The sequence below is a fragment of the Cobetia sp. cqz5-12 genome (assembly GCF_016495405.1).
GTDB lineage: Bacteria > Pseudomonadota > Gammaproteobacteria > Pseudomonadales > Halomonadaceae > Cobetia.
In genome coordinates, this window is sequence record NZ_CP044522.1 from 1 (window position 1) to 26,245 (window position 26,245).

Here is a 26,245-nt window from a genome sequence, read left to right on the forward strand (position 1 = left end):
GTGTCGCTCGCACTTTGGCAACAATGTCTTGACGCCCTGCAAGACGAGCTGAATTCACAGCAGTTCAATACCTGGGTTCGCCCCCTGCAGGCTGAGGAAGGCGACAGCGGAGAGCTGTGCCTGCTCGCCCCCAACCGCTTCGTGCGTGACTGGGTCAATGACAAGTACCTCAAACGAATTCACGAGCTGCTGCGTGAGCTGGCACCGGGCAAGCCGCCCAAGGTCGAGCTGAGCGTCGGTAGCCGTCGGACCGTCTCGAATCCGCGTCCGGAAGGCGCGGCTGCGTCGCCGGTATCTGCTCAGGCGCAGGCGCCGGGCCAGATGCCGAGCCCGCGTGCCCCTTCCGTGCATACGCCACCGCGGGGCAATTTCGCGGAAGAGCGTGAGATGGCCGGCGATGGCGCCCGGGAGCAGGCACCGCGTCGCAACACGCGTCAGGTGCAGGTAGAAGGTAGCCTCAAGCATTCCAGTGGCCTGAATCCGAACTTCACCTTCGAAACCTTTGTCGAGGGCAAGTCCAACCAGCTGGCCCGCGCGGCCTCGCGTCAGGTCTCGGAGAATCCCGGCGGTGCCTATAACCCGCTGTTCCTGTATGGCGGCGTGGGTCTGGGCAAGACCCACCTGATGCACGCGGTGGGCAATCATCTGGCCAAGCAGGGCGGCGAGAATGCCAAGGTGGTCTACCTGCATTCCGAGCGCTTCGTGGCGGACATGGTCAAGGCGCTGCAGCTCAATGCCATCAATGACTTCAAGCGTTTCTACCGTTCGGTAGATGCGCTGCTGATCGATGACATCCAGTTCTTTGCCGGCAAGGAGCGCTCCCAGGAGGAGTTCTTCCACACCTTCAATGCGTTGCTCGAAGGTGGTCAGCAGATGATCCTGACCTCGGATCGCTATCCGAAGGAGATCAATGGGGTCGAGGAGCGTCTCAAGTCACGCTTCGGCTGGGGGCTGACCGTCGCCATCGAGCCGCCGGAGCTCGAGACGCGCGTCGCGATCCTGATGAAGAAGGCCGATCAGGCCAAGGTCGATCTGCCTCACGATGCCGCCTTCTTCATCGCGCAGAAGATCCGCTCCAATGTACGCGAGCTCGAAGGTGCCTTGAAGAAGGTCATCGCCGACTCCCACTTCATGGGACGCGCGATCAATCAGGACTTCATTCGTGAATCCCTGAAGGACCTGCTGGCACTGCAGGACAAGCAGGTGGGTGTGGACAACATCCAGCGCACCGTGGCCGAGTACTACAAGATCAAGATTTCCGATCTTCACTCCAAGCGTCGCTCGCGTTCCGTCGCCCGTCCGCGTCAGGTCGCGATGGCGCTCGCCAAGGAGCTGACCAACCACAGCTTGCCGGAAATCGGCGATGCCTTCGGTGGGCGAGACCACACCACGGTGCTGCATGCCTGTCGCAAGGTGGCCTCGCTGCGTGAAGAGAACGCCGATATCCGCGAGGACTACAAGAATCTGCTGCGTCTGTTGACCAGCTGATCGAATTGCAGCGGCAGGTCGGGTTGGCGACAATCACGCTATCGGCCTGCTGTGCTCCGGGCTTGCCTGTCGCGGCCCCGAATTTCTTTTGCGTGCGCGCTGCCTGTCAGCGAGCATTGCCCCGTTTCCAGAGAGTGGAGTCTCCATGAAATTTGCCATTTCGCGTGAAGCCCTGCTGCGCCCGCTGTCCCTGGTGGCGGGTGTCGTCGAGCGTCGCCAGACACTGCCGGTGCTGTCCAATGTGCTGCTTGAAGTGTCCGATCAGCAGCTGTCGCTGACCGGGACTGACCTTGAGGTCGAGCTGATCGGGCGCGTCGAGCCCAGCCGTGTCGATGAGCCGGGTTCCGCGACGGTGCCGGCGCGCAAGCTGATGGATATCTGCAAGTCACTGCCCGAAGGCAGCGAGATCATTCTCGCGCTGGAAGAAGGGCGTGCCATTCTGCGCAGCGGTCGTTCACGCTTCACCCTGTCGACCTTGCCGGTGGCCGAGTTCCCGAACATCGATGATGGTCAGGGCGACATCACCGTCAGCCTGCCGCGCGGCACCCTCAAGCATCTGATCGACGCGACCTCCTTCGCGATGGCACAGCAGGATGTCCGCTATTACCTCAACGGCATGCTGCTGGAACTGACCAGCAACCTGGTGCGTACCGTGGCGACCGATGGTCACCGCCTGGCCGTCTGCGAGCAGGCCGCTGACATCAGCGTGCCGGAAGCGCAGAAGCTGATCATTCCGCGCAAGGGTATCCTTGAGCTGACGCGTCTGCTCGACGGCAGCAATGAGCTGATGACATTGACGGTCAGCGGTACGCACGTGCGTGCCCAGACTGGTGACTTCACCTTTACCTCCAAGCTGGTGGACGGCAAGTTCCCGGATTACGAGCGCGTCGTCCCGCGTGGCGGTGACAAGGTCATCGTGGCCGAGCGTGCCGAGCTGCGTCAGGTACTGTCGCGCACCGCGATCCTCTCCAATGAGAAGTACCGTGGCGTGCGCCTCTATCTGGAAGCAGGCAACCTGCGCGTGCTGGCCAACAACCCGGAGCAGGAAGAGGCCGAAGAGAATATTGCCCTTGATTATCAAGGGGCTGGTCTCGAGATCGGCTTCAACGTCGGTTATCTGATCGATGTGCTGGGAGTACTGGATGCCGATCGCGTGCAGCTGACGCTTTCCGATGCCAACAGCTCAGCGCTGCTGGAAGAGCCGGGTGGTGGCGATGCGCGTTACGTAGTGATGCCGATGCGTCTGTAATATCGTAATTGTTATTTAAATCAGCACCTTGAATCGTAATTGTGGCGCTATTGACGCGCGCAATCGCAGAATGAGCCTCGACAACACCCGCCATTTTCACTCCTGAATGGCGGGTGTTGTCGTATTTGAGCCCCGAAGGCGGCCATGGCTCTTTTTCTCTATCGAATGAGGCCGTCATGGCGCTTGAACGACTCCAATTCCAGAATCTGCGCAACCTGGCGCCAGTCGATATGGCGCCGGGGAAAGGGGTAAATCTGGTCAGTGGTGCCAATGGCAGTGGCAAGTCGAGTCTGCTGGAAGGTATCCATGTGCTGGGGCTGGCGCGCTCTTTCCGCACGCACAAGCTCAAGCATGCCATTGCGCATGACACGGCGGGCATGACGTTGTTTGGCCGCTTGGCAGGCGATCCGCCGCGCCCTTTGGGGGTAAGGCGCGATCAGGCCGCAGATGGCCTTGAGATGCGGCTGGATGGCGAGAAGGTCGAGCGAGTCGCCCAGCTGGCTCAGGCATTGCCGTTGCAGCTGATCAACCCGGATGCCTTCCGATTGCTGGAGGGCTCGCCCTCTGCCCGACGTGAGTTTCTCGATTGGGGAGTGTTTCACGTGAAACACGACTTCTTCGACGTCTGGCGCCGCGTGCGTCGGGCGCTCAAACATCGGAACGCACTGCTCAGGCATGGTAAGATGGACGTTCAGGCACTTAACGTCTGGGATCGAGAGTTTGCTCACTGGAGCGAGCGTCTTGATGCCCTGCGCATGGAATATATGCAGGCGCTGGCGCCTCTGTTTCAGGCCACGCTTGCCGAGCTGATTGATTTACCCGAGCTGACTCTGCGCTATCAGCGCGGTTGGGATGCCAAGCGCCCTCTGGGCGACGTGCTGGCAGCAGGGCGCGACAGTGATAGCCATATGGGCTTTACCCAGACTGGCCCACAACGCGCCGACTTGCGTATTCGCCTGGGGCGACGCCCTGCAGTCGAGGTGTTGTCTCGCGGCCAGCAGAAGCTGGTGGTCAGCGCTCTCAAGCTGGCTCAGGGTCGCTTGCTTGAAGAAATGAACGGACGTACCTGTGTCTACCTGATCGACGATCTGCCGGCGGAACTGGATGGCGAGCATCGCCGTCTGTTCTGCCAGCTGTTGGCAGGCCTCGAGTGCCAGGTCTTCGTGACCTGCGTCGAACCCGAAACATTGGATCGGGTATGGTTGCCGAATACTGATGTCAGGATGTTTCACGTGGAACACGGGCGACTGCACACGGAATGATTTCACGACGGAGAAGCCAATGAGCGAACAGGCTTACGACTCATCAAGCATCAAGGTCCTCAAGGGCCTGGATGCCGTACGCAAGCGCCCCGGCATGTATATCGGTGATACCGATGACGGCACGGGGCTGCATCATATGGTGTTCGAGCTGGTGGATAACTCCATCGACGAGGCGCTGGCCGGTCACTGTAGCGAAGTCCGGGTCGTTATTCATGCCGACGAGTCAGTTTCCGTCAGCGACAACGGTCGTGGTGTGCCGACCGAGATCCATGAAGAGGAAGGCGTCAGCGCAGCGGAAGTCATCATGACCGTGCTGCACGCAGGCGGTAAGTTCGATGACAACTCCTACAAGGTCTCCGGCGGTCTGCACGGTGTGGGTGTCTCGGTCGTCAACGCGCTATCCGAAGAGCTCAAGTTGACCATCTGGCGTCAGGGCAATGTCCATGAGCAGATCTATCGCCATGGCGAGCCGCAATCGCCGCTGGGCATCGTGGGCCAGACCGAGAAGACCGGTACCCTGGTACGCTTCAAGCCTTCTCCGCTGACCTTTGCCAATATCGAATTCCACTACGAGATTCTGGCCAAGCGTCTGCGCGAGCTGTCCTTCCTGAACTCCGGTGTCGCCATCCGTCTGATTGACGAGCGCAGCGGCAAGGAAGAGCTGTTCCATTACGAAGGTGGCCTCAAGGCGTTTGTTGATCATATCAACACCAACAAGGCGCCCTTGAATCCGGTGTTCCATTTCGAGATGGAGCGCGAGGATGGCATTGCTGTCGAAGTGGCGATGCAGTGGAATGAAGGCTTCGCCGAGAATATCTTCTGCTACACCAACAATATTCCTCAGCGCGATGGCGGAACGCACCTGGCCGGTTTCCGTGCGGCACTGACGCGTACGCTCAATAGCTATATCGAGGCGGAAGGTCTGCTCAAGAAATCCAAGGTCGGTACGACCGGGGACGATGCCCGTGAAGGTCTGACCGCGATCATCTCGGTCAAGGTGCCGGACCCGAAGTTCTCCTCGCAGACCAAGGACAAGCTGGTCTCTTCCGAGGTCAAGACGGCCGTCGAGCAGGAAATGGGCCGTCTGTTCTCCGAGTATCTGATCGAGAAGCCCAACGAAGCCAAGGGCATCGTCAACAAGATGCTGGATGCGGCGCGGGCGCGTGAAGCCGCACGCAAGGCGCGTGATATGACGCGTCGCAAGGGCGCTCTGGATATCGCAGGTCTGCCGGGCAAGCTGGCTGACTGCCAGGAGAAGGACCCGAGCCTCTCCGAACTGTACCTGGTCGAGGGTGATTCCGCTGGTGGCTCCGCCAAGCAGGGGCGTGATCGTCGTACCCAGGCGATCCTGCCGCTGAAGGGCAAGATACTCAATGTCGAGAAGGCGCGCTTCGACAAGATGCTGTCGTCTGCCGAGGTTGGCACGCTGATCACCGCGCTGGGTTGCGGTATCGGTCGTGAAGAGTTCAACCCCGACAAGCTGCGCTATCACTCCGTCATCATCATGACGGATGCCGACGTCGATGGGTCGCACATCCGTACGCTGCTGCTGACCTTCTTCTTCCGCCAGATGCCGGAGCTGATCGAGCGCGGTCATATCTTCATTGCCCAGCCGCCGCTCTACAAGATCAAGCGTGGCAAGCATGAGCAGTATCTGAAGGACGAGCAGGCGCTGCAGGACTATCTGACCGCCACGGCGCTGGACGGCGGCAAGCTGCACGTCAACGCTGATGCCCCGGGTATTGCCGGCGCTCAGCTGGAAGCACTGGTCAACCAGTATCGTGGCGTGATGAAGCGCATCGATCGTCTGGCGCGTGTCTATCCGTCTGCCGTGCTGCGCAAGATCGTGCACGCTCCGCATCTGGATGAGGCCGCTCTCGCGGACAAGTCTCAGGTGCAAGGCTGGATCGACGGTCTCCAGAAGGAAATGGATGACCTGATAGCCTATGAGGGGGGCCCGCACTACAGCTTCACTCTCAGCCACGACAGCGAGCGCAACCTCTATCTGCCGGCGGTGACGCTGACGGCACATGGTGTCAGCAGCGATTACCTGTGGGATGTCGACTTCTTCAAGTCCGCCGACTACCGCGAGATGAGCGAGCTGGGCAACATGCTGGAAGGCCTGCTGGAAGCTGGCAGCTATGTCTCGCGCGGTGAGCGCAAGAAGGAGGTCGTCACCTTCTACGAAGCCCTCGATTGGCTGATGAAGGAAGCGGCACGTGGCTTCAGCATCCAGCGCTACAAGGGGCTGGGCGAGATGAACCCGGATCAGTTGTGGGAAACCACCATGGATCCGGAGTCTCGTCGCATGCTGCGCGTGACCGTCGAGGATGCGATCGGTGCCGATCAGATGTTCAACACCCTGATGGGTGATGAAGTCGAACCGCGCCGTGACTTCATCGAGCGCTTCGCGCTGGTGGCCAACCTCGACGTCTGATGGCGTTGAGCTAGCGCCTGGCGGATGCCTTGCCAAGCTGAACCAGAAAAACGGCCCCTGATCTTCGATCAGGGGCCGTTTTTGCATGTGCGTGTCGTTCTAAGCGGTGCGTTGCTCGGTCAACCAGGCGGTGATTCGCTCTGCCGTGATGGAAGCCGTCGCAAGCCCCAGGTGATCGATTGTCTCGAGGACTTCCACCTGCGCCGCGGGGTGGTGGGGCTGCAGACATTGGGCAAGGCGCTCGGCATGAAACGCCTCGTCATGCTCGCCGATCAGCGCCAGTACTGGCAGCTGATGGTGGGCGAGCGCCTTGAGGTCATCCTGATAGTCGCGAGGATTGAGGCCTGTCATCAAGCGCCACGAGTAGGCGTCGGTGGTATGTGCATCTCGGTACTCTGGCGGGATATTGAAGCCAAGGACCTCAATATGATCCAGGCGATGGATGCCGAGCCGGTTAAGGAGTGCGCAGGCCAGCATCCGCGCGATGCGTGGCTGCACCCAGCGCGAATCACGGCGCATGTTGGGCGCGAGATGATGCAGGTACGGCGCCAGCAATATCACGCCGTGCAGCGGAATACTGGCACACTGGCGCTGACAGACAGCGGCCGAGAAGCGCAGTGCCAGGCCGCCTCCGGCGGAGTGACCAGCGACAATGACTCTGGCATCGTCTGGTAGCTCTAGCGACAGGATCAGGTCCTCGAGATCCTCCTCGAGCTGGAGCAGGTGGTCGATGTCGCCACGTCGCTGCGGGGCTGGGCCGTGGCCGCGCAAGTCCGGCGTATGCACATGATGACCAGCCTCAGCCAGGCGCGTTGCCAGCGACGCGAGATAACGGCTGTCAGCACTGGAGCCATGCAGCAGGATGAGGTGTGAGCGGCACTCTGACATGCCTGCTGCGGGATAGTGACGACAGCCCAGGCGGCTGTCATCGCGGCAGCGGTAGGGGACGAGTTCATTCGGCGCTGACCACGCTTCCTTGTCTGCCAGGAAGGTCGTGAAATCAAAGGCATGGCGGCTGGAATCTGGCATTGGCTACTCTCGCTCGGATGTCACGTCATGAAAAAAGCCCGCTATCTGATCCGGTCAGATAGCGGGCTTTTTTGTTCAAGTGCTCGGCGCACTCGACAGGCTGATCAAGCCCGGTGCCTCAAGCCCGGTGCCTCAAGGCTGATGCCTCAAGACTCAGTGCGCCTGATTGAGGAAGCCTTCATCCAGCTTCAGCTCGTCATTGCGGTTGACGCCGATATCGCGGGACAGGATGTTGCTGGCGATCTGCTTGGCTTCTTCCAGAGAGTGCATCTGTGCGGTGCCGCACTGATAGACGTTGAGCTCCGGAATCTCTTCCTGACGCGCCACGTTGAGCACGTCCTGCATGGCAGCAGACCAGGCGGCGGCAACGCGAGCTTCTTCCGGTTCACCGATCAGGCTCATGTAGAAGCCGGTGCGGCAGCCCATCGGGGAGATATCGATGATCTCGACGTCATCACCGTTGAGGTGCTCGCGCATGAAGCCGGCGAACAGGTGCTCGAGGGTGTGAATGCCTTTCTCGGAGAGAATCTCTTCATTCGGCACGCAGAAGCGCAGGTCGAAGACGGTGATGTTGTCGCCTTTCGGGGTGCCCATCTTCTTGGCCACGCGCACGGCAGGCGCCTTCATGATGGTGTGATCGACAGTGAAGCTATCCAGCAGTGGCATGTGAAGCCTCCAACATGAGGAAGTGTGACAGGCAGGCAGTTGCCCGCCCGGATTCATGTCTGAAGGGTAGCATATCGCCGCTACTGATTAGAGAGGCAGGCGCGCCTCACAGATAGCTTTCGGCAGCGGCTTCACAGCTCACGCAGCGGCGCTGGGACTTTCCCGGCTCACCATCCGACATGGGGTGGTTGAGCTCACCATCGAGCAGGCGATTGGTGAAGTCGGCCAGGTTGGCCACTACCAGCACGTCCTTGAGGCCCTCACCATCTGCCAGCGTCTTCTGGCCCTTGCCGGTCATCACCAGCGCGGCGCGACAGCCGGCCTTCTGGCCCGCGATGAGGTCACGCAGGCTGTCACCCAGCATCCAGGCACCGTCAAAATCAGGAATCTGCAGGGCATCCTGGATCTGGTGGAGCAGACCGGGTTCCGGCTTGCGGCAATCGCAGCCGTCGTCCGGGCCATGCGGGCAGTAGGCAATGTGAGCGATATTGCCACCGGCTTCCTTCACCAGCTGCATCATCTTGGTGTGCATCTGGTCGAGTTCACGGTGGCCGAAATGGCCACGGGCGATACCGGACTGATTGGTCGCCACGGCCACGGTATAGCCTGCGCGGGTCAGGCGGGCGATGGCCTGGATGGAAGTGGGGTATTCGATCCACTCCTCGGCGTTCTTGACGAAGGCATCGGAGTCTTCATTGATGACACCATCACGGTCGAGCACGATCAGTTTTTGCATAGTCAACTCTTCACTTCAGGGCAGTCAGGGGCGTCAGCCGGGCTGCTTGTCAGGGGTCGCCGCTTTGCCTGGAAAATTGTGAGCCGAGTCACAAGATGACGCTCGCACGTGGGGATGGGCAAATGGCGCCGAGTGGTCGAAGTGCGTGGTGCGACAGGCTGCCGCGCTTTTCGAACACTGTTTCTATACTGGAATACTAGTGCGACCTAGGTAGGGGATCAAGGCAGAAATTGTGACATCGCTGCCGTGTTGCGTGAAATCCTGTCACGCAACACGGCATTTCGGGGCCCCGGATGCAAAAGAACCCCGCCGTGGCGGGGTTCTTTTTGCAGAGACTGCGCTTTACCGATGTCAGGGACATCGTGGATCGGCAGTTCTTATTGGGTCAGCAGACTGATGTCGGCCACACCCATGAACAGGCCTTGCAGACTGGCCAGCATCGCCAGACGATTGGCGCGCACGGCGGCATCGTCGGCGTTGACCATCACCTGATCGAAGAAGGCATCGACTGGCTCGCGCAGGCTGGCCAGTGCATCGAGGGCCTCCTGGTAGCGCGCCGCGGCGAATAGCGGTGCCACTTCCGCGCCACGCGCCGTCAGGGCGTCTGCCAGTGCCTGTTCGGCCGGCTCGCTCAACAGGCTCGCATCCACCTCGGTGCGACCATCGTGCTCGGCCTTGGCGAGGATGTTGGAGACGCGCTTGTTGGCAGCTGCCAGAGCAGCGGCTTCCGGGCGTTCGCCGAAGGCATGCACGGCACGCAGACGACGTGCGAAGTCCAGCGGGTTGCTGATCTTCAGGGTACGCACGGCCAGGTACAGCTCGGCACCCATGCCTTCATCGCTGGCCCAGGCGCGGAAGCGATCGAGCATGTACTCGAGCACGTCCTCGACCAGTCCTTCGGCCTTGGGCAGGTCACGATGCTGCTCGGCGCTGACGGTCAGCAGCTCGCGCAGGTCGAGGTCCAGCTCACCCTTGATCAGGATGTTGAGCACCCCGATGGTGGCGCGACGCAGCGCGAACGGGTCCTTGGCGCCGGTCGGACGCTGACCGATGCCGAAGATGCCGGTCAGGGTGTCGAGACGGTCGGCCAGGGCAATCGCCATGCCGGCCTTGGTCGTGGGGATCGCATCGCCGGCGAAGCGCGGCAGATACTGTTCTTCCAGTGCGAGAGCGACGGTGGCATCTTCGCCATCGTGACGGGCGTAGTAGTGGCCCATGATGCCCTGCAGTTCCGGGAACTCCAGCACCATCTCGGTGACCAGGTCGGTCTTGGCCAGCTGTGCGGCACGTGCGGCGTGGTCGACATCGGCACCGATGCGTTCCGCGATGTGGCGTGCCACGGCTTCGCTGCGGCGGGCCTTCTCGGCCATGCTGCCCAGCTTCTGCTGGAAGACGACGCTCTCGAGCTTCTCGCGACGCGATTCCAGCGTGCTGCGCAGGTCGGTCTCGTAGAAGAAGGCGGCATCGCCCAGACGCGGACGAATCACCTTCTCGTTACCGGAGATGACCTGTTGCGGGTCCTTGCTCTCGATGTTGGAGATGGTGATGAAGGCCGGCTTGAGCTTGCCGTCATTGTCCAGCAGGTGGAAGTACTTCTGGTTGGCCTTCATGGAGGAGATCAAGCACTCCGCCGGCACTTCCAGGAAGCGCTCGTCGAAGGTGCCCGTCAGCGCCACCGGCCATTCCACGAGGCCGTTGACCTCGTTGAGCAGGGCCTCCTCGATGACAGCGTTGGCACCATAGACTTCCGCCTCGGCCTGGACCTGTTCGCGGATGCGTTCACGACGCACCTCACGGTTGGCCAGTACGCGAGCATCTTCCAGCGCGTCGAGGTAGTCCTCGGCGTGTGCCAGCGTGATGGCCTGCGGGGCGTGGAAGCGGTGGCCGAAGGTGGTGCGGCCGGAATCGAGACCCAGCACGCTGGCCTCGATCACTTCGCTGCCGTAGAGCGCGACCAGCCAATGCACCGGACGCGAGAACTCGATGCGTGAGGCACCCCAGCGCATGTTCTTCGGTACCGGCAGGCGAGCCACGACCTGCTCCAGCATGGCCGGCAGCAGGGCGGAGAGATGCTCGCCCGGCTGGGTGTGGCGATAGCCGAGCCAGGTGCCCTTGTCGGTTTCCAGCTCGATCAGGTCACTGACTTCGACGCCGCAGGAGCGGGCGAAGCCCTGCACCGCACGGGTCGGTTCGCCATCCTTGAAGGCGGCGGCCTTGGCCGGTCCGCGCTTCTCGATCTCGCGGTCCGGCTGACGCTCGGCCAGTGACTCGATCATCACCGCCAGACGACGCGGTGTGGCGTAGGCACGGACCTGACCGAAGGCGACTTCGGCCTCGCGCAGGCCATCGGCGAGGCCTTTGGCGAGACTGTCAGCGAGTGCGTCGATGGCGCCCGGCGGCAGTTCTTCGCAGCCCAGTTCGATCAGCAGGGTATTCACGGAGGCCATGCTTACGCGTCTCCCTCGGTAGTGGTGTCATCGGCGGCGAGCAGCTCATCACGCAGCGCCTGCGGGGCCAGCGGGAAGCCGGCGGCCTTGCGCGAATCGTAATAGGCGTGGGCCACATCACGGGCGAGAGTGCGCACACGCAGGATGTAGCGCTGACGCTCGGTGACGGAGATGGCGTGACGCGCATCCAGCAGGTTGAAGGTATGTGATGCCTTCAGCACCTGCTCGTAGGCCGGCAGCGGCAGGTTGGCGGCCAGCAGCTTCTGGCACTCGCTCTCGCAGTGATCGAAGGCAGCGAACAGCTCCGGCACGGCAGCGTGCTCGAAGTTGTAGGCCGACTGCTCCTTCTCGTTCTGCAGGAAGACGTCACCATAGGTCACGACGGAGCCGTCCGGCGCGGTGGTCCAGATCAGGTCGTAGACGCTGTCCACGTCCTGCAGGTACATTGCGATGCGCTCGAGACCGTAGGTCAGCTCGCCGGTGACCGGGAAACATTCGATGCCACCTGCCTGCTGGAAGTAGGTGAACTGGGTCACTTCCATGCCGTTGAGCCACATTTCCCAGCCGAGGCCCCAGGCGCCGAGGGTCGGGGATTCCCAGTTGTCCTCGACGAAACGGATGTCGTGGACCAGCGGATCGATGCCCAGACGCTCCAGCGAGCCCAGATAGAGCTCCTGCAGGTTGGCCGGTGACGGCTTCATCACCACCTGGAACTGATAATAGTGCTGCAGGCGATTGGGGTTTTCGCCGTAGCGGCCGTCGGTGGGACGGCGGGAAGGCTGCACGTAGGCAGCGTTCCAGGTTTCAGGACCGATGGAGCGCAGGAAGGTCGCCGGGTGGAAAGTCCCCGCGCCAACCTCCATATCCAATGGTTGCAGAATGATGCAACCCTGTTCGGCCCAGTATTGCTGCAGGGCCAGAATCAGGCCCTGGAAGGTTTTCACGTCTGGCTGTGTCATTGGTGAAGCCCGTTGGCCCATGAATTCGAGAACTGCCGAGTATACAATCCCCGCTTATCGGGTTATAGGCCGCAGACGAAACCGAGTGCGTGCCATTTCCAAATTCTGATGTGTCGCGTTGCTGAACGCGTGCGTCGCCTACAAGCCTCTAGAGGCTCTGGGAGCTCAAATGATCGTCGTTACCGGAGGCGCCGGCTTCATCGGTGCCAATATCGTCAAGGCACTCAATGACCGCGGCCGTACCGATATCCTGGTGGTGGATGACCTGAGTGACGGCACCAAGTTCGTCAATCTGGCGGACCTGACCATCGCCGATTACCTCGACAAGGACGACTTCCTGATTCGTGTCCAGTCGAGCCTGATGGGCGAGTATGCCGAGTTGCCGAAGATCGAGGCGATCTTCCATGAAGGTGCCTGCTCGGACACCACCGAGTGGGACGGCCAGTTCATGCTCGAGAACAACTTCGAGTACTCCAAGGTGCTGCTCAACTTCTGCGAAGCGAACCAGATCCCCTTCCTCTACGCGAGCTCCGCGGCGACCTATGGCGACAGCCAGGTCTTCAAGGAAACGCCGGAGTTCGAAGGTCCGCTCAACGTCTACGGCTACTCCAAGCTGCTGTTCGATCAGCACGTGCGTCAGCGCTGGGACAGCCTGACCACCCAGATCGTCGGCTTCCGCTATTTCAATGTCTACGGCCCGCGTGAGCAGCACAAGGGCAAGATGGCCAGCGTTGCCTATCACCATCACACCCAGGTGAAGGCGGGCGAGAACCCCAAGCTGTTCGGCGCTTACGATGGCTTTGAAGCCGGCATGCAGAGCCGTGACTTCGTCTATGTCGGTGACGTGGTCGACGTGAACCTGTGGTTCCTCGATCACCCGGAAGCCTCCGGCATCTTCAATCTGGGGACCGGTCGCGCCGAGCCGTTCAAGGCGATCGCCGAGACCGTCATCGAGTACTACGAGAAGGGTGAGATCGAGTACATCGACTTCCCGGAAAACCTCAAGGGTCGCTACCAGAGCTTCACGCGTGCCGATATCGGCAAGCTGCGCAAGGCCGGTTGCAACGTCGAATTCAAGACCGTTGCCCAGGGCACGCGCGCCTATCTCGAATGGCTGAATCGCTGAGTCCGAGCACGTGTGGACTGAGGATGAGTGTCCGCATCGCAAGAGCGATGCTGCAGGGCAAGCGCACCCGCAAAGAGGATTGGCCGTGAAGAGGAGCAAGGCATGAGTGAGCGCATTCTGGTGGTCGGGCCCAGCTGGGTCGGCGACATGGTGATGGCGCAGAGCCTGTTCATGACGCTGAAACAGCGCTCGCCCGGCTGCCGGATCAGTGTGCTGGCGCCCGCCTGGTCGCAGCCGATCATCGAGCGCATGCCCGAGGTCGAGGAGGCACTGGCGTTGCCGGCGGGGCATGGTGACTTCGCCCTCAAGGCGCGCTGGCAGCTCGGACGTTCGCTACGCGGACGCTTTGATCGCGCCATCGTGCTGCCGCGTTCGTGGAAGTCAGCGCTGGTGCCGTTCTTCGCACGCATTCCGGTGCGGGCCGGCTTCACCGGTGAGCAGCGCTATGGTCTGCTCACCGAGTGTCGCAAGCTCGACAAGACGGTGCTCGATCAGACCGTCAAGCGTTTCACCTCGCTGGGTTTGCCGGTGGCGGAAGCCAATCCGCCGGTGGGCATACCGGAGCCCTCTCTGGTCACCGACAGTGCCAATCAGCTGCGCTTGCGCAGCGAGTTGGGACTGGTGGCGCCGCCAGCGCCCATCATCGGCATGATGCCGGGGGCGGAATATGGCCCAGCCAAGCAGTGGCCGCTGACGCACTTTCGCGCGCTTGCCGAGTCATTGACCCGCCAGGGGGCCGAGGTGCGCATCTTCGGTGGCCCCAAGGATGTCGCGGCGGGGGAAGAGATCGCCCAGGGACTTGCGGGCGTTCACAACCTGTGTGGCAAGACGCGGCTGGCGGATGCGGTGGATCTGATCGCCGAGTGTCGGGAAGTGGTCAGCAATGACTCCGGCCTGATGCATGTGGCGGCCGCGGTAGGGGCCCGTATCCAGGGCATCTACGGCTCCTCGTCGCCGCATTACACGCCGCCGCTGACGGCCAATCGCGAGATCCACTGGCTGGCGCTGGAGTGTTCACCCTGCTTCAAGCGTGTCTGCCCGCTGGGGCATACCAACTGTCTGAACCATATTGCTCCCGAGCGACTGTTGACGGCGATCTCACTGGATGAGGATGCGCGGTGAACCTGCCGAGAAACCGTACGACGGATGATCTGATCCACCCGCGCATGCGCGGAGCCATGCAGCGTGCTCAGCGGATCGAGACGCTACGTGCCTGGTGCGAACACCACCTGATACTGCCGTTCAGTCGTTGCTGGTTGATGCGCTGGAAGCGCCAGCGTGCACGCCACCAGTCCCTCGAGCGCCGTGGCTTGCCACGTCATGCAGTAGAAGACGTGATGGGGCAGGAGGCGTTGACGGTCTGGGTCAATCCGCGTGAGCTGGTGCGCGACGTCAACTTCGGGCGGGACAAGCGCAATCGGCCTTCCTCCAACGCCTTCATCTGGGATGGCGACTGGGATCTGCGGCGCGGCGCCTTCCGCTTCGGGTCACGCTCGCGCCTGATGCGTGACTTGATCGAGCATGGCGATGACCTGACGGTGACCGAGCGTTATCAGCAGCTCAAGGCCTTGCTGGAGGCGGGCAAGCCGTGGGCGTCTCCGCGTGATGGGCTGTTGATGGACAGTGAGGAACAGATTCTGGGATATCTGCGCTGTTATCGCGGTTATCTGCAGGACATGGCCGCCAATGGCTTCCGTCAAGGCATCACCAAGGACGAGATGGGCGTCGCGGTGACGCGCGATGGCCGTCTGCTCAAGATCAATCGTGGCCTGCATCGTCTGGCGATGGCGCAACAGGTGGGCGTGCCCAGCGTGCCCGTCGTCATCAAGGCGGTGCACCGCGAGTTCTGGGACAGGGTGACCGCCGGTGTCGAAGGTGGTGAGGCCCTGCAGCGGCTGCAGGTTGCGCTGCGAGAGTGTCGCCCCGAAAGCGAGCCAGGCCCGCTGGATCCCAGAACCTATCCCGTGCTGGGAGTGGATGAGGGTTGGCCCGACCTGCGGGGTCTGGAGGACGGGGATTCGCGCTTGAGTCGCTAACCTGCTGTTTATAAAAATGAAAAAAGCCCTGTTTCATTGTGATGTTTCACATGAAACAGGGCTTTTTTCGTTCTTTAGCCGAGCGATAGGTACTTGGATGATAGGTGCCTGGACGATAGGTGCTTGTGGGCCAGGTACTGGGGCGATAAGTGTCTGAGATGAAAAGCGGTCTAGCGTGCCAGCCGCTGATAAAGCCCCAGATAGGCCTCGCCCATGGCGCTGGGGGTGAAGCGTGCCAGATGCGCCCGCGCGCCCGCGACCAGTCGCTCCCGACGTAGTGCATCAGCGACGAGTGCCACGATGGCGCTGGCCAGCGCCTGTGCATCGTCGGTGGGTACCAGCACGCCGGTACTGTCGTCATGCACGATATCGGGGATGCCATCCACATCGCTTGCGATGATCGGAACGCCGTGATCCATCACGTCGAGCAGAATCGAGCCGAGACCCTCGTTGCGCGACGGGAAGGCGAACAGATCGAAGGCTTCCAGATAGTCGCCGACATTGGTGTGGAAACCTTCCCAGACCAGATTGTCGAGATCGGCACTTTCCGCCTTGAAAGCCGCTTCATCCTCACCGGCCCCCAGGCAGACGAACAGCAGCTGCGGGTGACTGTCACGCAGCCTGCGGGCCGCCTCGATCAGCACTCGCTGGCCCTTGTGGCGGTCCACCAACGCGCCGACATGTCCGATGACGATGCGCCCCCCTTCGGGCGTATTGCCGAAGCGCTGGCGCAGCTCGGCCACGGTTTCCTCATCGCTGGGCAGGTGGGCGAGGGTGCTGGGAATCAACGCCGTCTCACCCCATTGGCGCTCGCGCAGATGAGATTCGATCACCGATGAAATCGCCACCCGGCAGGCGGCCGCGCGATAGGTCAGGCGATTGAACGGCTTGTCCTTCACCCGCTGGGGCACCCGGCGTGTCAGCAGGTAAGGCGTACCGGTGAGGCGCTGATGCAGCCATGCCCAGTGCACGGCCTTGGCTTCGTGAGCATGCACGATATCGGCGCGGGGCTGGCCGAGATGGCCCTTGAAGCGTCCGCTGATCTCGATCACGTCTACCGTGACGGCAAGCTCGAGCGCCGCCAACTCGCGGATCAAGGGCGAGCCCTGCAGGCACACCAGCGACTGACGGATAGGCGCACCGGCATCCCCGTTCTGCCCTGGGCTTGCGCGTCGCGCCAGGTCCGCGATCAGATTGAGGGTCTGGCGCTCACCGCCGCGAAAGCCGCGTGCCAGATTGACGTGGCGTACGTGAAGCGGGCGGGAGGCAGTCGGCTCACAGGCAGAGGTCATGGTTACCATACCTTGTTGAAATCCTCGGCCTCACGCACCTTGGCGTCGCGCTGGAATTCCAGCAGCTTGGCGTATTTCAGGTAGGCATTGACGCTGGCCGACAGCGCCACCGAGAAGCCATCGACGCCATCGCGGAAGCCGGCCTGGAAGACGAACTTGCGCATGAAGGCATTGCTGGCATGCAGAAAGGGCGTGAAGGCGTTGGCGCGTTTTCCCTTCTGATACATGATCTTGGCGGCTCGATTCGAGAAGCGACCACTGGCCTTGACGAACAGCTCACCCAGATTGGCGAAGCTGTAATGCTCAAGGTCCGCATCCAGCTCGCAGGGGTGGCTGGCCTGAACGGAGCTGTGCTGGCGCGAATCGCGGAAGGCGAGCTTCTCGCGGTCATACAGGCGCAGGCAGTAATCGGGGTACCAGCCGGCATGGCGCACCCAGCGCGAGCCGATGAAGTTGCGACGCCGCAGGGCGAAGCCGTCGTGGGGCGTGCTGTCGAGTGCCAGTTCACGGATGGCGCTGACGGCGCCGTCGGTCAGGCGTTCATCGGCATCTAAAGACAGCACCCAGCGGTGGCTGGCATGGCTCGGGCCGACATTCTTCTGCGGCCCGTCGCCCAGGTAGGGCTGGTCGATCACCACGGCACCCATGTTGTGCGCCAGCTCGCAGGTGGCATCGGTGGAGCCGGAATCGACCACGATCAGCTCATCGCAGACCTGGGCCAGCGAGCGCAGGCAGTCCTCGATGTTGTGCGCTTCATTGAGGGTGATGACGCAGCCAGTGATGGGCACGGCGGTGCGCAGCTTGCCATCGGAAGGAGGGGCGGCCGGGGCCTCGTCGCTCGGATTCATGACGGTCTCTGTCTTGAGAGCGCCTGGCTCACGTGTGTGACAGGCGCCGATGGGACGCAGTGGCAGGCGGGAATCGGATGATGCGCTTGCCGACGATTCATCTCGCTATCCTACACTGCATGGGCGTCGATGCCTGCAGGGCGATATGCTGCAGGTTCAGGCGTGATAGGCGCTGCGGATGCGGGCCAGGCACGCTGCATGATGGGTCGGCGTGAAGCGTGCCAGCGAACGCCCCAGGCGGGAGAGGTTGCCCTCGCGCCAGCGTGCGTCGGCAGGTGCCTCGGCATGCAGCTGGCAGCGATCGAGATCGATCACGTAGACGCGTTCGTTTTCGTCGACCAGCAGATTGCGTGCATTGAGATCGACATGCTCGAGCCCGGCATCATGCACGGCGCGAATGGCGTCTCCTGTCGCGTCGAGCAGGCGCAGCACGGCCTCGGGCAGCCCGGTCCCGGCAGGCAGGCCCCGTGTTTCGAGGGCGATCAGATCATCGGCGAAGGCGTGCGCGCCGGGAATCAGCACCGTGATCAGGGCGGCTTCGTAGGTCAGGCCATGGCGCCACACGCAGGCACCGACAGGCTCTGGCACCGGCAGCCCCTGGCGATGCAGCGTTTCCGTCAGGCGCAGCTCCGCGAAGGCACGAGTGCGCTCAAGGCCGGTATAGAGATAGCGCTGACTGGCGAGCTTCGCGATCAGGCCGCCGCGTCGATAGGGGCGCAGTGCCCAGCGGCGAGCCGGTGTCGCGGTGGTATTGACGGGTTGCAGTTCGGCGGGCAAACGACAGACATCGAGGAACAGACTCGCCCCGCGCCCCGGTGCTTCGCCGGTCACGGCGCCGTGTTCACGCCAGAACGATGGCATGAACCAGTCCGGCGTCATTTGTGGCGCTGTTTCGCCATCATATAGAATGTGGGCATTCTCATTTCGGAAAACTGCCATCCGCATGAAGCATCCTCTCCCTGCCCAGCCCGCACATATCTGCGTGCTCCGGCTCTCCGCTCTCGGCGATGTCTGCAATCTTGTGCCAACGGTACGCGCCTTGCAGCGTCAGTGGCCTGAGGCCCGCATTACCTGGATCGTCGGCAAGGGGGAGCACAGTCTACTGTCCGGCCTGACCGGGGTCGAGTTCGTGGTCTACGACAAGTCCACCGGCCTTGCGGGCATGCGCGCCATCTGGCGACAGCTCAAGGACACGCACTTCGATGTGCTGCTGCACATGCAGCAGGCACTGCGCGCCAGTGCGCTGTCGCTGGGCCTCAAGGCCAAGGTGCGCATCGGTTATGACCGTGCGCGTGCCAAGGACTGGCAGTACCTCTTTACCTCCCATCAGCTGGCCCCGCGAGAGCGTGCCCACGTGCTGGAGTCGTTCATGGACTTCGCGCGTACGCTGGGTGTCGAGGACTGTCGCCTCGACTGGCGTCTCGACGTGCCGCCCGAGGCCTACACCGAAGCCGCCCGCGTGACCGGTGAGGCGCCGTATCTGATCATCAGCCCGTGTGCCAATCCGCGACTGCGCAACTTCCGCAACTGGTCGCCGGAAGGCTATGCGGCGGTCGTCGATCATGCCTGGCAGCAATATGGCATCCGCAGCGTGATGACCGGTGGCGGCAGCCCGCAGGAACGTGAAATGGGTGCGCGCATCAAGGCGCTGGTCAGCGAAGGCGCGGTCATCGATGCCATCGGTAGCACCTCGCTCAAGGGCCTGCTGGCGATGATCGATCGCGCCGTGGCGGTGATCGCGCCGGATTCCGGCCCGGTGCACATGGGCAATGCGCTCAACACGCCGGTGATCGGTCTGTACGCCACCACCAATCCCGAGCGCGCCGCGCCGTATTGCTGGCAGCATCTGGTGGTCAATCGCTATCCGGACGCCGTGAAGACCTACCTTCACAAGCAGATGGACGAGATCAACTGGGGCCAGCGCGTGCGCCATCAGGACGCCATGAGCCTGATTCGCGCCGAGGATGTCATCGCGCGCCTCGCGGAGTTGCTGGCGGATACCGATGGCGTCATTCGCACCCAAAGCTGCGAACGTCTGCCGGTCGCGGCTGTCTCCTCTACGGATACCTCTTCCAATCAATCCCCCTCTGCACGCGGAGACGCTTGATGAAGCTTGATCTGACTGCGCTTGAACAGGCTCGCCTGCTGGTCGTGGGTGATGTGATGCTCGACCGCTACTGGCACGGCGGTACCTCACGCATCTCGCCGGAAGCACCGGTACCGGTGGTGCGAGTCGGCGAGAGCGAAGACCGCCCCGGCGGTGCCGCCAACGTCGCGCTCAACATCGCCTCGCTCGGCGCACATGCCACACTGGCGGGCGTGGTTGGTGAGGATGACAATGCCGCCATCCTCACGCGCGCGCTGGAAAACGCCAATGTCGTCACACGCTTCCAGGCCAGTGACAGCGTGCCGACCATCACCAAGCTGCGCGTGATGAGCCGCAATCAGCAGCTGCTGCGCCTCGATTTCGAGGAGCCGCTGCACGAGGTGGATACCAGCGCGCTGGTGAGCCAGGTCGAGGCCGAGCTGGGCGCCAGCGGCGTGATGATTCTCTCCGACTACGGCAAGGGCTCGCTGAATCAGGTCGAGGCGCTGATCGCCGCCGCACGTGCGGCGGGCAAGCGTGTGCTGGTCGACCCCAAGGGCAGTGATTTCTCGCGCTATCGCGGTGCCAGCATCATCACCCCCAACCTGACCGAATTCGAGACCATCGTCGGGCCGTGCCGCAGCGATGAGGAACTGGCCGAGAAGGGCGAGGCGCTGCGTGCCGAGCTCGAGCTGGAAGCCTTGCTGGTGACGCGCAGCGAGAAGGGCATGACCCTAATCCGCGAGGGCTATCAGCCGCTGCACCTGCCGACGCATGCGCGTGAGGTCTACGATGTCACCGGTGCCGGCGATACGGTGATCGGCGTGCTGGGGTTGGCGCTGGCGGCTGGCCATGCCTTCCCGGAGGCCGTGATGCTGGCCAACCTGGCCGCGGGCCTGGTGGTCGCCAAGCCGGGTACCGCGACCCTGTCGGTGGCCGAGCTCTACACCGCGCTGCACGGCGACAAGCTGGCGGAATTCGGCGTGATCCAGGAGTCTGCGCTCATTCCGGCAGTCAAGGCCGCCCAGGCACGCGGCGAGCGCGTGGTGATGACCAATGGCTGCTTCGACATCCTGCACGCCGGTCACGTGGCCTACCTGCAGGAAGCGGCGAGACACGGTGATCGCCTGATCGTGGCCGTCAATGACGACGACTCGGTGGCACGCCTCAAGGGGCCGACACGCCCGATCAATCCGGTGCTGCGCCGCATGCAGGTGCTGGCGGGCCTCGGTGCGGTCGCCTGGGTGGTGCCCTTCAGCGAAGACACCCCGGCACGCCTGATCGAGGCCGTGTTGCCGGATGTGCTGGTCAAGGGCGGCGACTATCGCCCCGAAGAGATCGCCGGGGGAGAGGCAGTGATCGCCAATGGCGGTGAAGTCCGCGTGCTCGGTTTCGAGGACGGCGTCTCCACCACCGCGATGATCGCCACCATTCTCGATCGCGAGGACTAGGCGTGAGCCTTGCCCGCGGCCTCTACAGCACCGCGCTGACCCTGCTGTCACCCCTCATCTGGCAGCGGGTCTGGCGCGAGCACGATACCGAGCATTCGCGCATTGAGCGGCTGGGTATCATTCCCGCCACGCCGAACACCGCGCCCGACAGTGCGTGCCCCATCTGGCTGCATGCCGCCTCGCTGGGCGAGGTGGTGATGGTGGCGAGTCTCGTCGAGGCACTGCGTCAGCGCTACCCACGGCGCCCGCTGGTGCTGACGACCATGACAGCCACCGGCGCTGCACAGGCCGCACGTCTACTGCATACGCCCCAGGGCTCGTCAGAGCTTGCTCCGGCCCGTCACCATTATCTTCCGCTGGATTTCCCGTTGAGCGCGCGGCGCTTCGTGCGTCGGCTGCGTCCGGCGCTGGCGATCATGGTGGAAACCGAGCTGTGGCCCAACCTGATGGCGGCCTGCGCGCGGAATGACATTCCGCTGTGCGTCATCAATGGTCGCCTGTCACCGCGCGCCTTCCAGCGCTATCGCAGGATCGGCGCCCTGATGCGCGACAGTCTTGCCCACGTCAGTGGTCTGTCGGCCAAGTCGCAGCAGGATCTGGAGCGTTTCATGGCACTTGGCCTGCCACCAGCGCGCGGCACGGCCGTCGGCTCTCTCAAGTTCGAACTGGACATTGCCGAACAGGTCATTGCCGACGGACAGGCGCTGCGCCGGTCGTTCGCGCAGCGGCCGGTATGGATCGCCGCCTCGACGCATGACGGTGAGGATGGCCAGATACTCGCGGCGCATGCCGCGGTGCGTGACCAGCACCCTCAGGCCTTGCTGCTGTTGGTGCCGCGCCATCCGCAACGCTTCGCGGCAGTGACCGCTCAGGTGGCGCAGTGGTGTCAGGCGCGCGGCGAGAGCAGCCTGCGGCGCAGTGCCATGTCAGAGAGTGGCACCGGGGTGGCTGACGCCACATCGGTGCTGGTCGGTGACAGTCTCGGGGAGTTGCTGACGCTGTATGCGGCCAGTGATATCGCCTTCATCGGCGGCAGCCTGGTGCCCATCGGCGGGCACAACCTGCTCGAGCCCGCTGCGTTGGGGCTGCCGCTGCTGAGTGGCCCATCGCTGGACAACTTCAGCGAGATCGCCGAGGTGATGGCCGCGGAAGGTGCGCTCCAGGTCGTCGCGGATGATGCGGCATTGGCTGGGGCGGTGAATGCACTGCTCTCGGATCAGGCCGCGCAGCAGATGGCGGGTCAGGCGGCCAGTCAGATCGTGGAGCGCAATCGTGGCGCGCTGAGTGGCACCTTGGCGATGCTCGAGCACCACCTGCCGCTGTGACGTCCCCGCGCACGCAAAGTGTGCATTGACTGTCTGGTCAGACAGAAAACGCCGCACAATCGTGCGGCGGTTATTCTATGAATCCAGGTGTTTGTCAGTGGTCTGGCGCTGCGAGTGGCCAGGCTCCTTCCTGTGATGCAATCGACAGGTTCGGAAATCGGCAGCTCAGCAGTCGACAAGCTCGGCCGTTACGCCCATTTCTGCCTCCAGCGCCCCCAGGCAATCGCGTGCGGCGGGACTGGCATTGCTGATCACCACATCAAAGTCACTCAGCGGGGCGATGAAGGCGGGGCGTACCATCTCGAACTTGCGCGCATCGACGATCAAGAAGCGCTGCATCGCGCTTTCCAGAGCGGCCTGCTTGGCCGCGACCTCATGGAAATGGAAGCAGCTGACGCCTCGCTCGGCATGCACTCCGCCTGCCGAGAGAAAGGCCTTGTTGATGCCGAGACGGCGGATGGCTTCCGGCATGTCGGTGGCGGTGAATGACTGGGTGGCCGGGTGAAACAGCCCGCCCAGCATCACCAGCCGCACCCCGGGCAGATGGCCGACCGCATTGGCCACATTCAGGGCGCAGGTCACCAGGGTCAGCGTCTGCTGGCGGTCGATGGCGGCCGCCAGATGGACCAGCGTGGTGCCGCAATCCACATACAGGGTGTCGCCATCCTCGATATGACTGGCCAGCTGCTGGCACAGCGCTTGCTTGATCGGGGCGCTGGCGTCGATCTCGCGATCCAGGCGATAGACGCTGCCGGCGGAGGAATCGACCAGCAACAGGCGGCCACCCAGAATTTCCAGCAGTCCGTTGCTGTGCGCCACGTCGCGACGAATGGTCATCTCCGAGACGGCGCATAGCTGTGCGGCGTCGCTCAGTTGCAGAGGGCTGCCTTCGCGCAGAATGGCCTGCAGGCGGTCGAGTCGGGCGGCGCTGTGATTGTTCATGCGGCTTTTGTCCTTTGGTGCCGGTTCCGATGAGGGAGCGTTGGCGAAAAACTGGGCTGAAGCGCCACGTCCCACGTCAGAAGCAGATGATAAACCACTGACACACAGGGAGAACCTCAAAAATGCCCCTGACACTGCCAGTCTGGCACTGGAAGACAAGTGGGCGTGAGGTAAAACGGACGTATTGACTATTTGGTCAGGCTGTGACTTTTTGAACATGGTGAGAATGCAGGATAACACTGCACGACGTTGAGAACGGGTCGTCGCAGTCCTGCACGCAGCACCCATAACAACCACAAGAACCCTCAGGATCTTCCCAATGAATCCCCTCATGAGTCTCGTCGGGATGGCTTCGCTCATCCTCATTGCCGTGGCGCTGTCGTCGAATCGACGCGCCATTCGCCTGCGTACCGTGGGTGGTGCCTTTGCCATCCAGTTGGCCATCGGCGCCTTCGTGCTCTACACCTCCTTCGGCCAGGGAGTGCTGGCCGGTGTCTCCGGTGCCGTCAGTCAGGTCGTCAACTATGCCGATCAGGGCATCAACTTCCTGTTTGGCAGCCTGGCCAATCCGGGCAGTGGTGTCGGCTTCATCTTCGCGGTCAAGGTGTTGCCGATCATCATCTTCTTCTCGTCGCTGATCGCGGTGCTCTACTACCTCGGCATCATGCAGTGGGTGATTCGCCTGCTGGGTGGCGGCCTGCAGCGTGTGCTGGGCACGTCGCGTACCGAGTCGCTCTCGGCCACGGCCAACATCTTCGTCGGTCAGACCGAGGCGCCGCTGGTGGTCAAGCCGTATCTGGCCAGCATGACGCGCTCCGAGCTGTTCGCCGTGATGTGCGGTGGCCTGGCCTCCGTCGCCGGTTCGGTGCTGGGCGGCTATGCGGCGCTGGGCATTCCGATGGAGTACCTGGTGGCGGCATCGTTCATGGCCGCGCCCGGCGGGTTGCTGTTCGCCAAGCTGCTGCTCCCGGAGACGGAGAAGCCGGATGACTCGATCGCCCTCGCCGATGCCGCCCTCAAGGATGATGATGCGCCTTCCAATGTGCTGGACGCTGCGGCCTCCGGGGCGTCTTCCGGCCTCAAGCTGGCGGCCAATGTCGGGGCGATGCTGCTGGCCTTCATCGCGCTGATCGGCCTGATCAACGGCATTCTCGGCGGCGTGGGTGGCTGGTTCGGCATGGACACGCTGAGTCTCGACATGATTCTCGGCTGGTTGTTCGCGCCGCTGGCCTTCCTGCTGGGCGTGCCGTGGAGCGAGGCGACCCTGGCAGGTTCGTTCATCGGCCAGAAGCTGGTGGTGAACGAGTTCGTCGCCTACATCAACCTGGCGCCCTACCTCAGCGGTGACAGCATCGTCGCGGCCACCGGTGCGGTGATGACGCCCTACACCATGGCAGTGCTGTCCTTCGCGCTGTGTGGCTTCGCCAATCTGTCGTCGATCGCCATCCTGCTGGGTGGGCTGGGCAGTCTGGCACCGACACGCCGTCATGAGATCGCAAGCCTGGGGCTCAAAGCGGTACTCGCCGGCACGCTGTCCAATCTGATGTCAGCGGCGATTGCCGGTTTCTTCCTGGCGCTGGCGGCCTGATGCATTCCTCGCTCTCCACCCGGTCAGTCGACAGGGCCATCCTGCCGGCATTCGCTGGGTGGCAAGCGAGGAGACTTCGGGATGTCACAGCGAGGTAGCCGGGAATGGCAAGGTGCCTGACAAGAGTGTGAAAAAGTTCACATTGTCGTCGATGGCGCGTTGATCATCCCCGAAATGTCGCTCTGTCGTTTTTGCGAGGAAGTGCTAACATCGCCGCCTTTCCAGACTGGGCCTCGTGCGAGTTTCACTCCCGCGCCTTCGTCGGACTTCATAGCGACAAGACCCGCTCAGCGGGCAAGACCACAAGAATTCGAACAGTCTCATCATTCAGGACAGGACCGTTACGCGATGACCATGCTCAAGACCCTCGCGGCCAGCACTCTGGCTGCCACCACGCTGCTGACCGCGGCAGCTCCGGCACAGGCTACTGACTTCAATGGCGACATCCACGCCAATGATTACAAGTGGCTGACCTTCAACCTGATGCGCAGTGAAGACAACCGCCTGCCGTTCCGCAACAGCGAAGATACCTACCTGGAGATGGAGTTCGGCGGCCGCTCGGGCATCGTCGATCTCTACGGGTATGTCGACTTCTTCGACCTGCTGGACGACAGCTCGGATGACCTGAACGACGGCGACAACTTCTTCGCCAAGCTGGCGCCGCGTTTCTCGCTGGACGCCATGACCGGCTATGACCTGTCCTTCGGCCCAGTGGATGAGCTCTACATCGCCACCGTCACCAACATCGGTGACAACGGCGCATTCGGCGGTCTTTGGGAGCACTACGTCGGCCTGGGCAGCGATGTGCAGGTGCCGTGGTTCGGCAAGATGGGCTTCAACCTCTACGCGCGTTACGTGCGTGAGAACTACGGTGGTGAAGACGAGAGCAAGTGGGACGGCTACATGGCCTCCACCAACTGGTTCAAGCCATTCGTCAACTTCGATGATGGCAGCTTCATCGCCTATCAGGGCTACCTGGATTACAAGTTCGATGCCGATGAAGTGGGCAGCCAGGCGGGCCGCAGCGTCAACAGCATGGAGTGGTTCAACGGCATCTACTACCACACCCAGCGCTATGCGATCGGCTATGGCCTGAAGTACTACAACAACATGGCGTTCTTCACCGATGGTTCCACTGCCACCGGCGTTCGCCAGGACACCACCGGCTTCGGCAACTACTTCAGCATCAACTACAAGTTCTGATCTCCGCTTCGCTCTCGCTGAGCGACCGGCGCGCAAACAGAAACGGGAAGCCCCTCAGGGCTTCCCGTTTTTCGT

The 26,245-nt window shown here is 62.5% G+C and carries 21 protein-coding genes; 12 read left to right on the forward strand and 9 right to left on the reverse strand.

The genetic code is table 11. The features are described 5' to 3' along the window. From dnaA to gyrB, 4 genes are all read left to right on the forward strand, one after another. Nucleotides 1-1,488, forward strand: a complete 1,488-nt coding sequence (gene dnaA, locus F8A90_RS00005; protein WP_043331654.1) for a chromosomal replication initiator protein DnaA — start codon at nt 1-3, stop codon at nt 1,486-1,488. Between the two features lie 145 nt (nt 1,489-1,633). Beyond that, complete coding sequence (gene dnaN, locus F8A90_RS00010; RefSeq protein WP_043331653.1) at nt 1,634-2,737, forward strand: DNA polymerase III subunit beta; 1,104 nt, start codon at nt 1,634-1,636, stop codon at nt 2,735-2,737. A 176-nt stretch (nt 2,738-2,913) separates the two neighbouring features. Continuing rightward, nucleotides 2,914-3,999 carry a DNA replication/repair protein RecF gene (gene recF / locus F8A90_RS00015; RefSeq protein WP_200018267.1) on the forward strand — a complete coding sequence of 362 codons (1,086 nt, stop codon included), beginning with the start codon at nt 2,914-2,916 and terminating at the stop codon, nt 3,997-3,999. A gap of 19 nt (nt 4,000-4,018) precedes the next feature. Next, on the forward strand, nt 4,019-6,436 hold the full coding sequence (gene gyrB / locus F8A90_RS00020; protein WP_200018268.1) for a DNA topoisomerase (ATP-hydrolyzing) subunit B: 2,418 nt from the start codon (nt 4,019-4,021) through the stop codon (nt 6,434-6,436). 99 nt (nt 6,437-6,535) lie between these two features. On the opposite strand, the gene F8A90_RS00025 is transcribed toward gyrB, so the two are convergent. The 5 genes from F8A90_RS00025 to glyQ form a co-directional block, all read right to left on the reverse strand. Continuing rightward, nucleotides 6,536-7,465 carry an alpha/beta hydrolase gene (locus F8A90_RS00025; RefSeq protein WP_200018269.1) on the reverse strand — a complete coding sequence of 310 codons (930 nt, stop codon included), beginning with the start codon at nt 7,463-7,465 and terminating at the stop codon, nt 6,536-6,538. A 153-nt stretch (nt 7,466-7,618) separates the two neighbouring features. Then, nucleotides 7,619-8,131: an S-ribosylhomocysteine lyase gene (luxS, locus tag F8A90_RS00030; protein ID WP_043331647.1), complete on the reverse strand. Its 513-nt coding sequence runs from the start codon at nt 8,129-8,131 to the stop codon at nt 7,619-7,621. Nucleotides 8,132-8,237: 106 nt separating this feature from the next. Beyond that, nucleotides 8,238-8,867, reverse strand: a complete 630-nt coding sequence (gene gmhB / locus F8A90_RS00035; RefSeq protein ID WP_200018270.1) for a D-glycero-beta-D-manno-heptose 1,7-bisphosphate 7-phosphatase — start codon at nt 8,865-8,867, stop codon at nt 8,238-8,240. Nucleotides 8,868-9,244: 377 nt separating this feature from the next. Beyond that, nucleotides 9,245-11,314, reverse strand: a complete 2,070-nt coding sequence (glyS, locus tag F8A90_RS00040) for a glycine--tRNA ligase subunit beta (protein WP_200018272.1) — start codon at nt 11,312-11,314, stop codon at nt 9,245-9,247. Between the two features lie 2 nt (nt 11,315-11,316). After that, nucleotides 11,317-12,273, reverse strand: coding sequence for a glycine--tRNA ligase subunit alpha (gene glyQ, locus F8A90_RS00045; RefSeq protein ID WP_200018274.1), 957 nt, complete (start codon nt 12,271-12,273; stop codon nt 11,317-11,319). 169 nt (nt 12,274-12,442) lie between these two features. Here glyQ and rfaD point away from each other — a divergent pair, with 169 nt between their 5' ends. The 3 genes from rfaD (at nt 12,443) to F8A90_RS00060 (ending at nt 15,435) form a co-directional block, all read left to right on the forward strand. Further along, nucleotides 12,443-13,399 carry an ADP-glyceromanno-heptose 6-epimerase gene (gene rfaD / locus F8A90_RS00050; RefSeq protein ID WP_200018276.1) on the forward strand — a complete coding sequence of 319 codons (957 nt, stop codon included), beginning with the start codon at nt 12,443-12,445 and terminating at the stop codon, nt 13,397-13,399. Between the two features lie 102 nt (nt 13,400-13,501). Further along, the gene (waaF, locus tag F8A90_RS00055; RefSeq protein ID WP_200018278.1) at nt 13,502-14,521 is read left to right on the forward strand and encodes a lipopolysaccharide heptosyltransferase II; all 1,020 of its coding nucleotides are present in this window, start codon (nt 13,502-13,504) and stop codon (nt 14,519-14,521) included. Then, nucleotides 14,518-15,435, forward strand: coding sequence for a hypothetical protein (locus F8A90_RS00060; protein WP_200018281.1), 918 nt, complete (start codon nt 14,518-14,520; stop codon nt 15,433-15,435). The genes waaF and F8A90_RS00060 overlap by 4 nt, the downstream gene beginning before the upstream one ends. Before the next feature lie 170 nt (nt 15,436-15,605). On the opposite strand, the gene F8A90_RS00065 is transcribed toward F8A90_RS00060, so the two are convergent. From F8A90_RS00065 to F8A90_RS00075, 3 genes are all read right to left on the reverse strand, one after another. Beyond that, on the reverse strand, nt 15,606-16,727 hold the full coding sequence (locus F8A90_RS00065; protein WP_200018283.1) for a glycosyltransferase family 4 protein: 1,122 nt from the start codon (nt 16,725-16,727) through the stop codon (nt 15,606-15,608). 2 nt (nt 16,728-16,729) lie between these two features. Next, nucleotides 16,730-17,575, reverse strand: a complete 846-nt coding sequence (locus tag F8A90_RS00070; protein ID WP_200018285.1) for a glycosyltransferase family 2 protein — start codon at nt 17,573-17,575, stop codon at nt 16,730-16,732. Nucleotides 17,576-17,731: 156 nt separating this feature from the next. Then, entirely contained in the window at nt 17,732-18,520 is a 789-nt protein-coding gene (locus F8A90_RS00075) for a 3-deoxy-D-manno-octulosonic acid kinase (protein WP_200018287.1), read from the reverse strand. Between F8A90_RS00075 and F8A90_RS00080 the strand changes: the two genes are divergently transcribed. The 3 genes from F8A90_RS00080 to waaA are packed head-to-tail and all read left to right on the forward strand — an operon-like array spanning nt 18,519 to nt 22,437. Then, the gene (locus F8A90_RS00080; protein ID WP_200018297.1) at nt 18,519-19,682 is read left to right on the forward strand and encodes a glycosyltransferase family 9 protein; all 1,164 of its coding nucleotides are present in this window, start codon (nt 18,519-18,521) and stop codon (nt 19,680-19,682) included. The genes F8A90_RS00075 and F8A90_RS00080 overlap by 2 nt on opposite strands. Beyond that, nucleotides 19,682-21,112, forward strand: coding sequence for a bifunctional D-glycero-beta-D-manno-heptose-7-phosphate kinase/D-glycero-beta-D-manno-heptose 1-phosphate adenylyltransferase HldE (hldE, locus tag F8A90_RS00085; protein WP_200018298.1), 1,431 nt, complete (start codon nt 19,682-19,684; stop codon nt 21,110-21,112). The genes F8A90_RS00080 and hldE overlap by 1 nt, the downstream gene beginning before the upstream one ends. A gap of 2 nt (nt 21,113-21,114) precedes the next feature. Then, complete coding sequence (waaA, locus tag F8A90_RS00090) at nt 21,115-22,437, forward strand: lipid IV(A) 3-deoxy-D-manno-octulosonic acid transferase (RefSeq protein WP_200018299.1); 1,323 nt, start codon at nt 21,115-21,117, stop codon at nt 22,435-22,437. Between the two features lie 165 nt (nt 22,438-22,602). Here waaA and F8A90_RS00095 read toward each other — a convergent pair whose 3' ends face one another. Further along, nucleotides 22,603-23,379, reverse strand: a complete 777-nt coding sequence (locus tag F8A90_RS00095; RefSeq protein WP_054556386.1) for a DeoR/GlpR family DNA-binding transcription regulator — start codon at nt 23,377-23,379, stop codon at nt 22,603-22,605. 319 nt (nt 23,380-23,698) lie between these two features. Between F8A90_RS00095 and F8A90_RS00100 the strand changes: the two genes are divergently transcribed. Continuing rightward, complete coding sequence (locus F8A90_RS00100; protein WP_200018301.1) at nt 23,699-24,967, forward strand: NupC/NupG family nucleoside CNT transporter; 1,269 nt, start codon at nt 23,699-23,701, stop codon at nt 24,965-24,967. Nucleotides 24,968-25,315: 348 nt separating this feature from the next. Continuing rightward, nucleotides 25,316-26,170: an outer membrane protein OmpK gene (locus F8A90_RS00105; protein WP_082388693.1), complete on the forward strand. Its 855-nt coding sequence runs from the start codon at nt 25,316-25,318 to the stop codon at nt 26,168-26,170. Nucleotides 26,171-26,245: the final 75 nt, after the last annotated feature.

What these genes read in the sequence shown, in the direction of transcription:
- dnaN (WP_043331653.1), top strand. Translation starts at nt 1,634, where the DNA reads ATGAAATTTGCCATTTCGCGTGAAGCCCTGCTGCGCCCGCTGTCCCTG.
- recF (WP_200018267.1), top strand. Translation starts at nt 2,914, where the DNA reads ATGGCGCTTGAACGACTCCAATTCCAGAATCTGCGCAACCTGGCGCCA.
- gyrB (WP_200018268.1), top strand. Translation starts at nt 4,019, where the DNA reads ATGAGCGAACAGGCTTACGACTCATCAAGCATCAAGGTCCTCAAGGGC.
- F8A90_RS00025 (WP_200018269.1), bottom strand. Translation starts at nt 7,465, where the DNA reads ATGCCAGATTCCAGCCGCCATGCCTTTGATTTCACGACCTTCCTGGCA.
- luxS (WP_043331647.1), bottom strand. Translation starts at nt 8,131, where the DNA reads ATGCCACTGCTGGATAGCTTCACTGTCGATCACACCATCATGAAGGCG.
- gmhB (WP_200018270.1), bottom strand. Translation starts at nt 8,867, where the DNA reads ATGCAAAAACTGATCGTGCTCGACCGTGATGGTGTCATCAATGAAGAC.
- glyS (WP_200018272.1), bottom strand. Translation starts at nt 11,314, where the DNA reads ATGGCCTCCGTGAATACCCTGCTGATCGAACTGGGCTGCGAAGAACTG.
- glyQ (WP_200018274.1), bottom strand. Translation starts at nt 12,273, where the DNA reads ATGACACAGCCAGACGTGAAAACCTTCCAGGGCCTGATTCTGGCCCTG.
- rfaD (WP_200018276.1), top strand. Translation starts at nt 12,443, where the DNA reads ATGATCGTCGTTACCGGAGGCGCCGGCTTCATCGGTGCCAATATCGTC.
- waaF (WP_200018278.1), top strand. Translation starts at nt 13,502, where the DNA reads ATGAGTGAGCGCATTCTGGTGGTCGGGCCCAGCTGGGTCGGCGACATG.
- F8A90_RS00065 (WP_200018283.1), bottom strand. Translation starts at nt 16,727, where the DNA reads ATGACCTCTGCCTGTGAGCCGACTGCCTCCCGCCCGCTTCACGTACGC.
- F8A90_RS00070 (WP_200018285.1), bottom strand. Translation starts at nt 17,575, where the DNA reads ATGAATCCGAGCGACGAGGCCCCGGCCGCCCCTCCTTCCGATGGCAAG.
- F8A90_RS00080 (WP_200018297.1), top strand. Translation starts at nt 18,519, where the DNA reads ATGAAGCATCCTCTCCCTGCCCAGCCCGCACATATCTGCGTGCTCCGG.
- F8A90_RS00075 (WP_200018287.1), bottom strand. Translation starts at nt 18,520, where the DNA reads ATGCGGATGGCAGTTTTCCGAAATGAGAATGCCCACATTCTATATGAT.
- hldE (WP_200018298.1), top strand. Translation starts at nt 19,682, where the DNA reads ATGAAGCTTGATCTGACTGCGCTTGAACAGGCTCGCCTGCTGGTCGTG.
- F8A90_RS00095 (WP_054556386.1), bottom strand. Translation starts at nt 23,379, where the DNA reads ATGAACAATCACAGCGCCGCCCGACTCGACCGCCTGCAGGCCATTCTG.
- F8A90_RS00100 (WP_200018301.1), top strand. Translation starts at nt 23,699, where the DNA reads ATGAATCCCCTCATGAGTCTCGTCGGGATGGCTTCGCTCATCCTCATT.
- F8A90_RS00105 (WP_082388693.1), top strand. Translation starts at nt 25,316, where the DNA reads ATGACCATGCTCAAGACCCTCGCGGCCAGCACTCTGGCTGCCACCACG.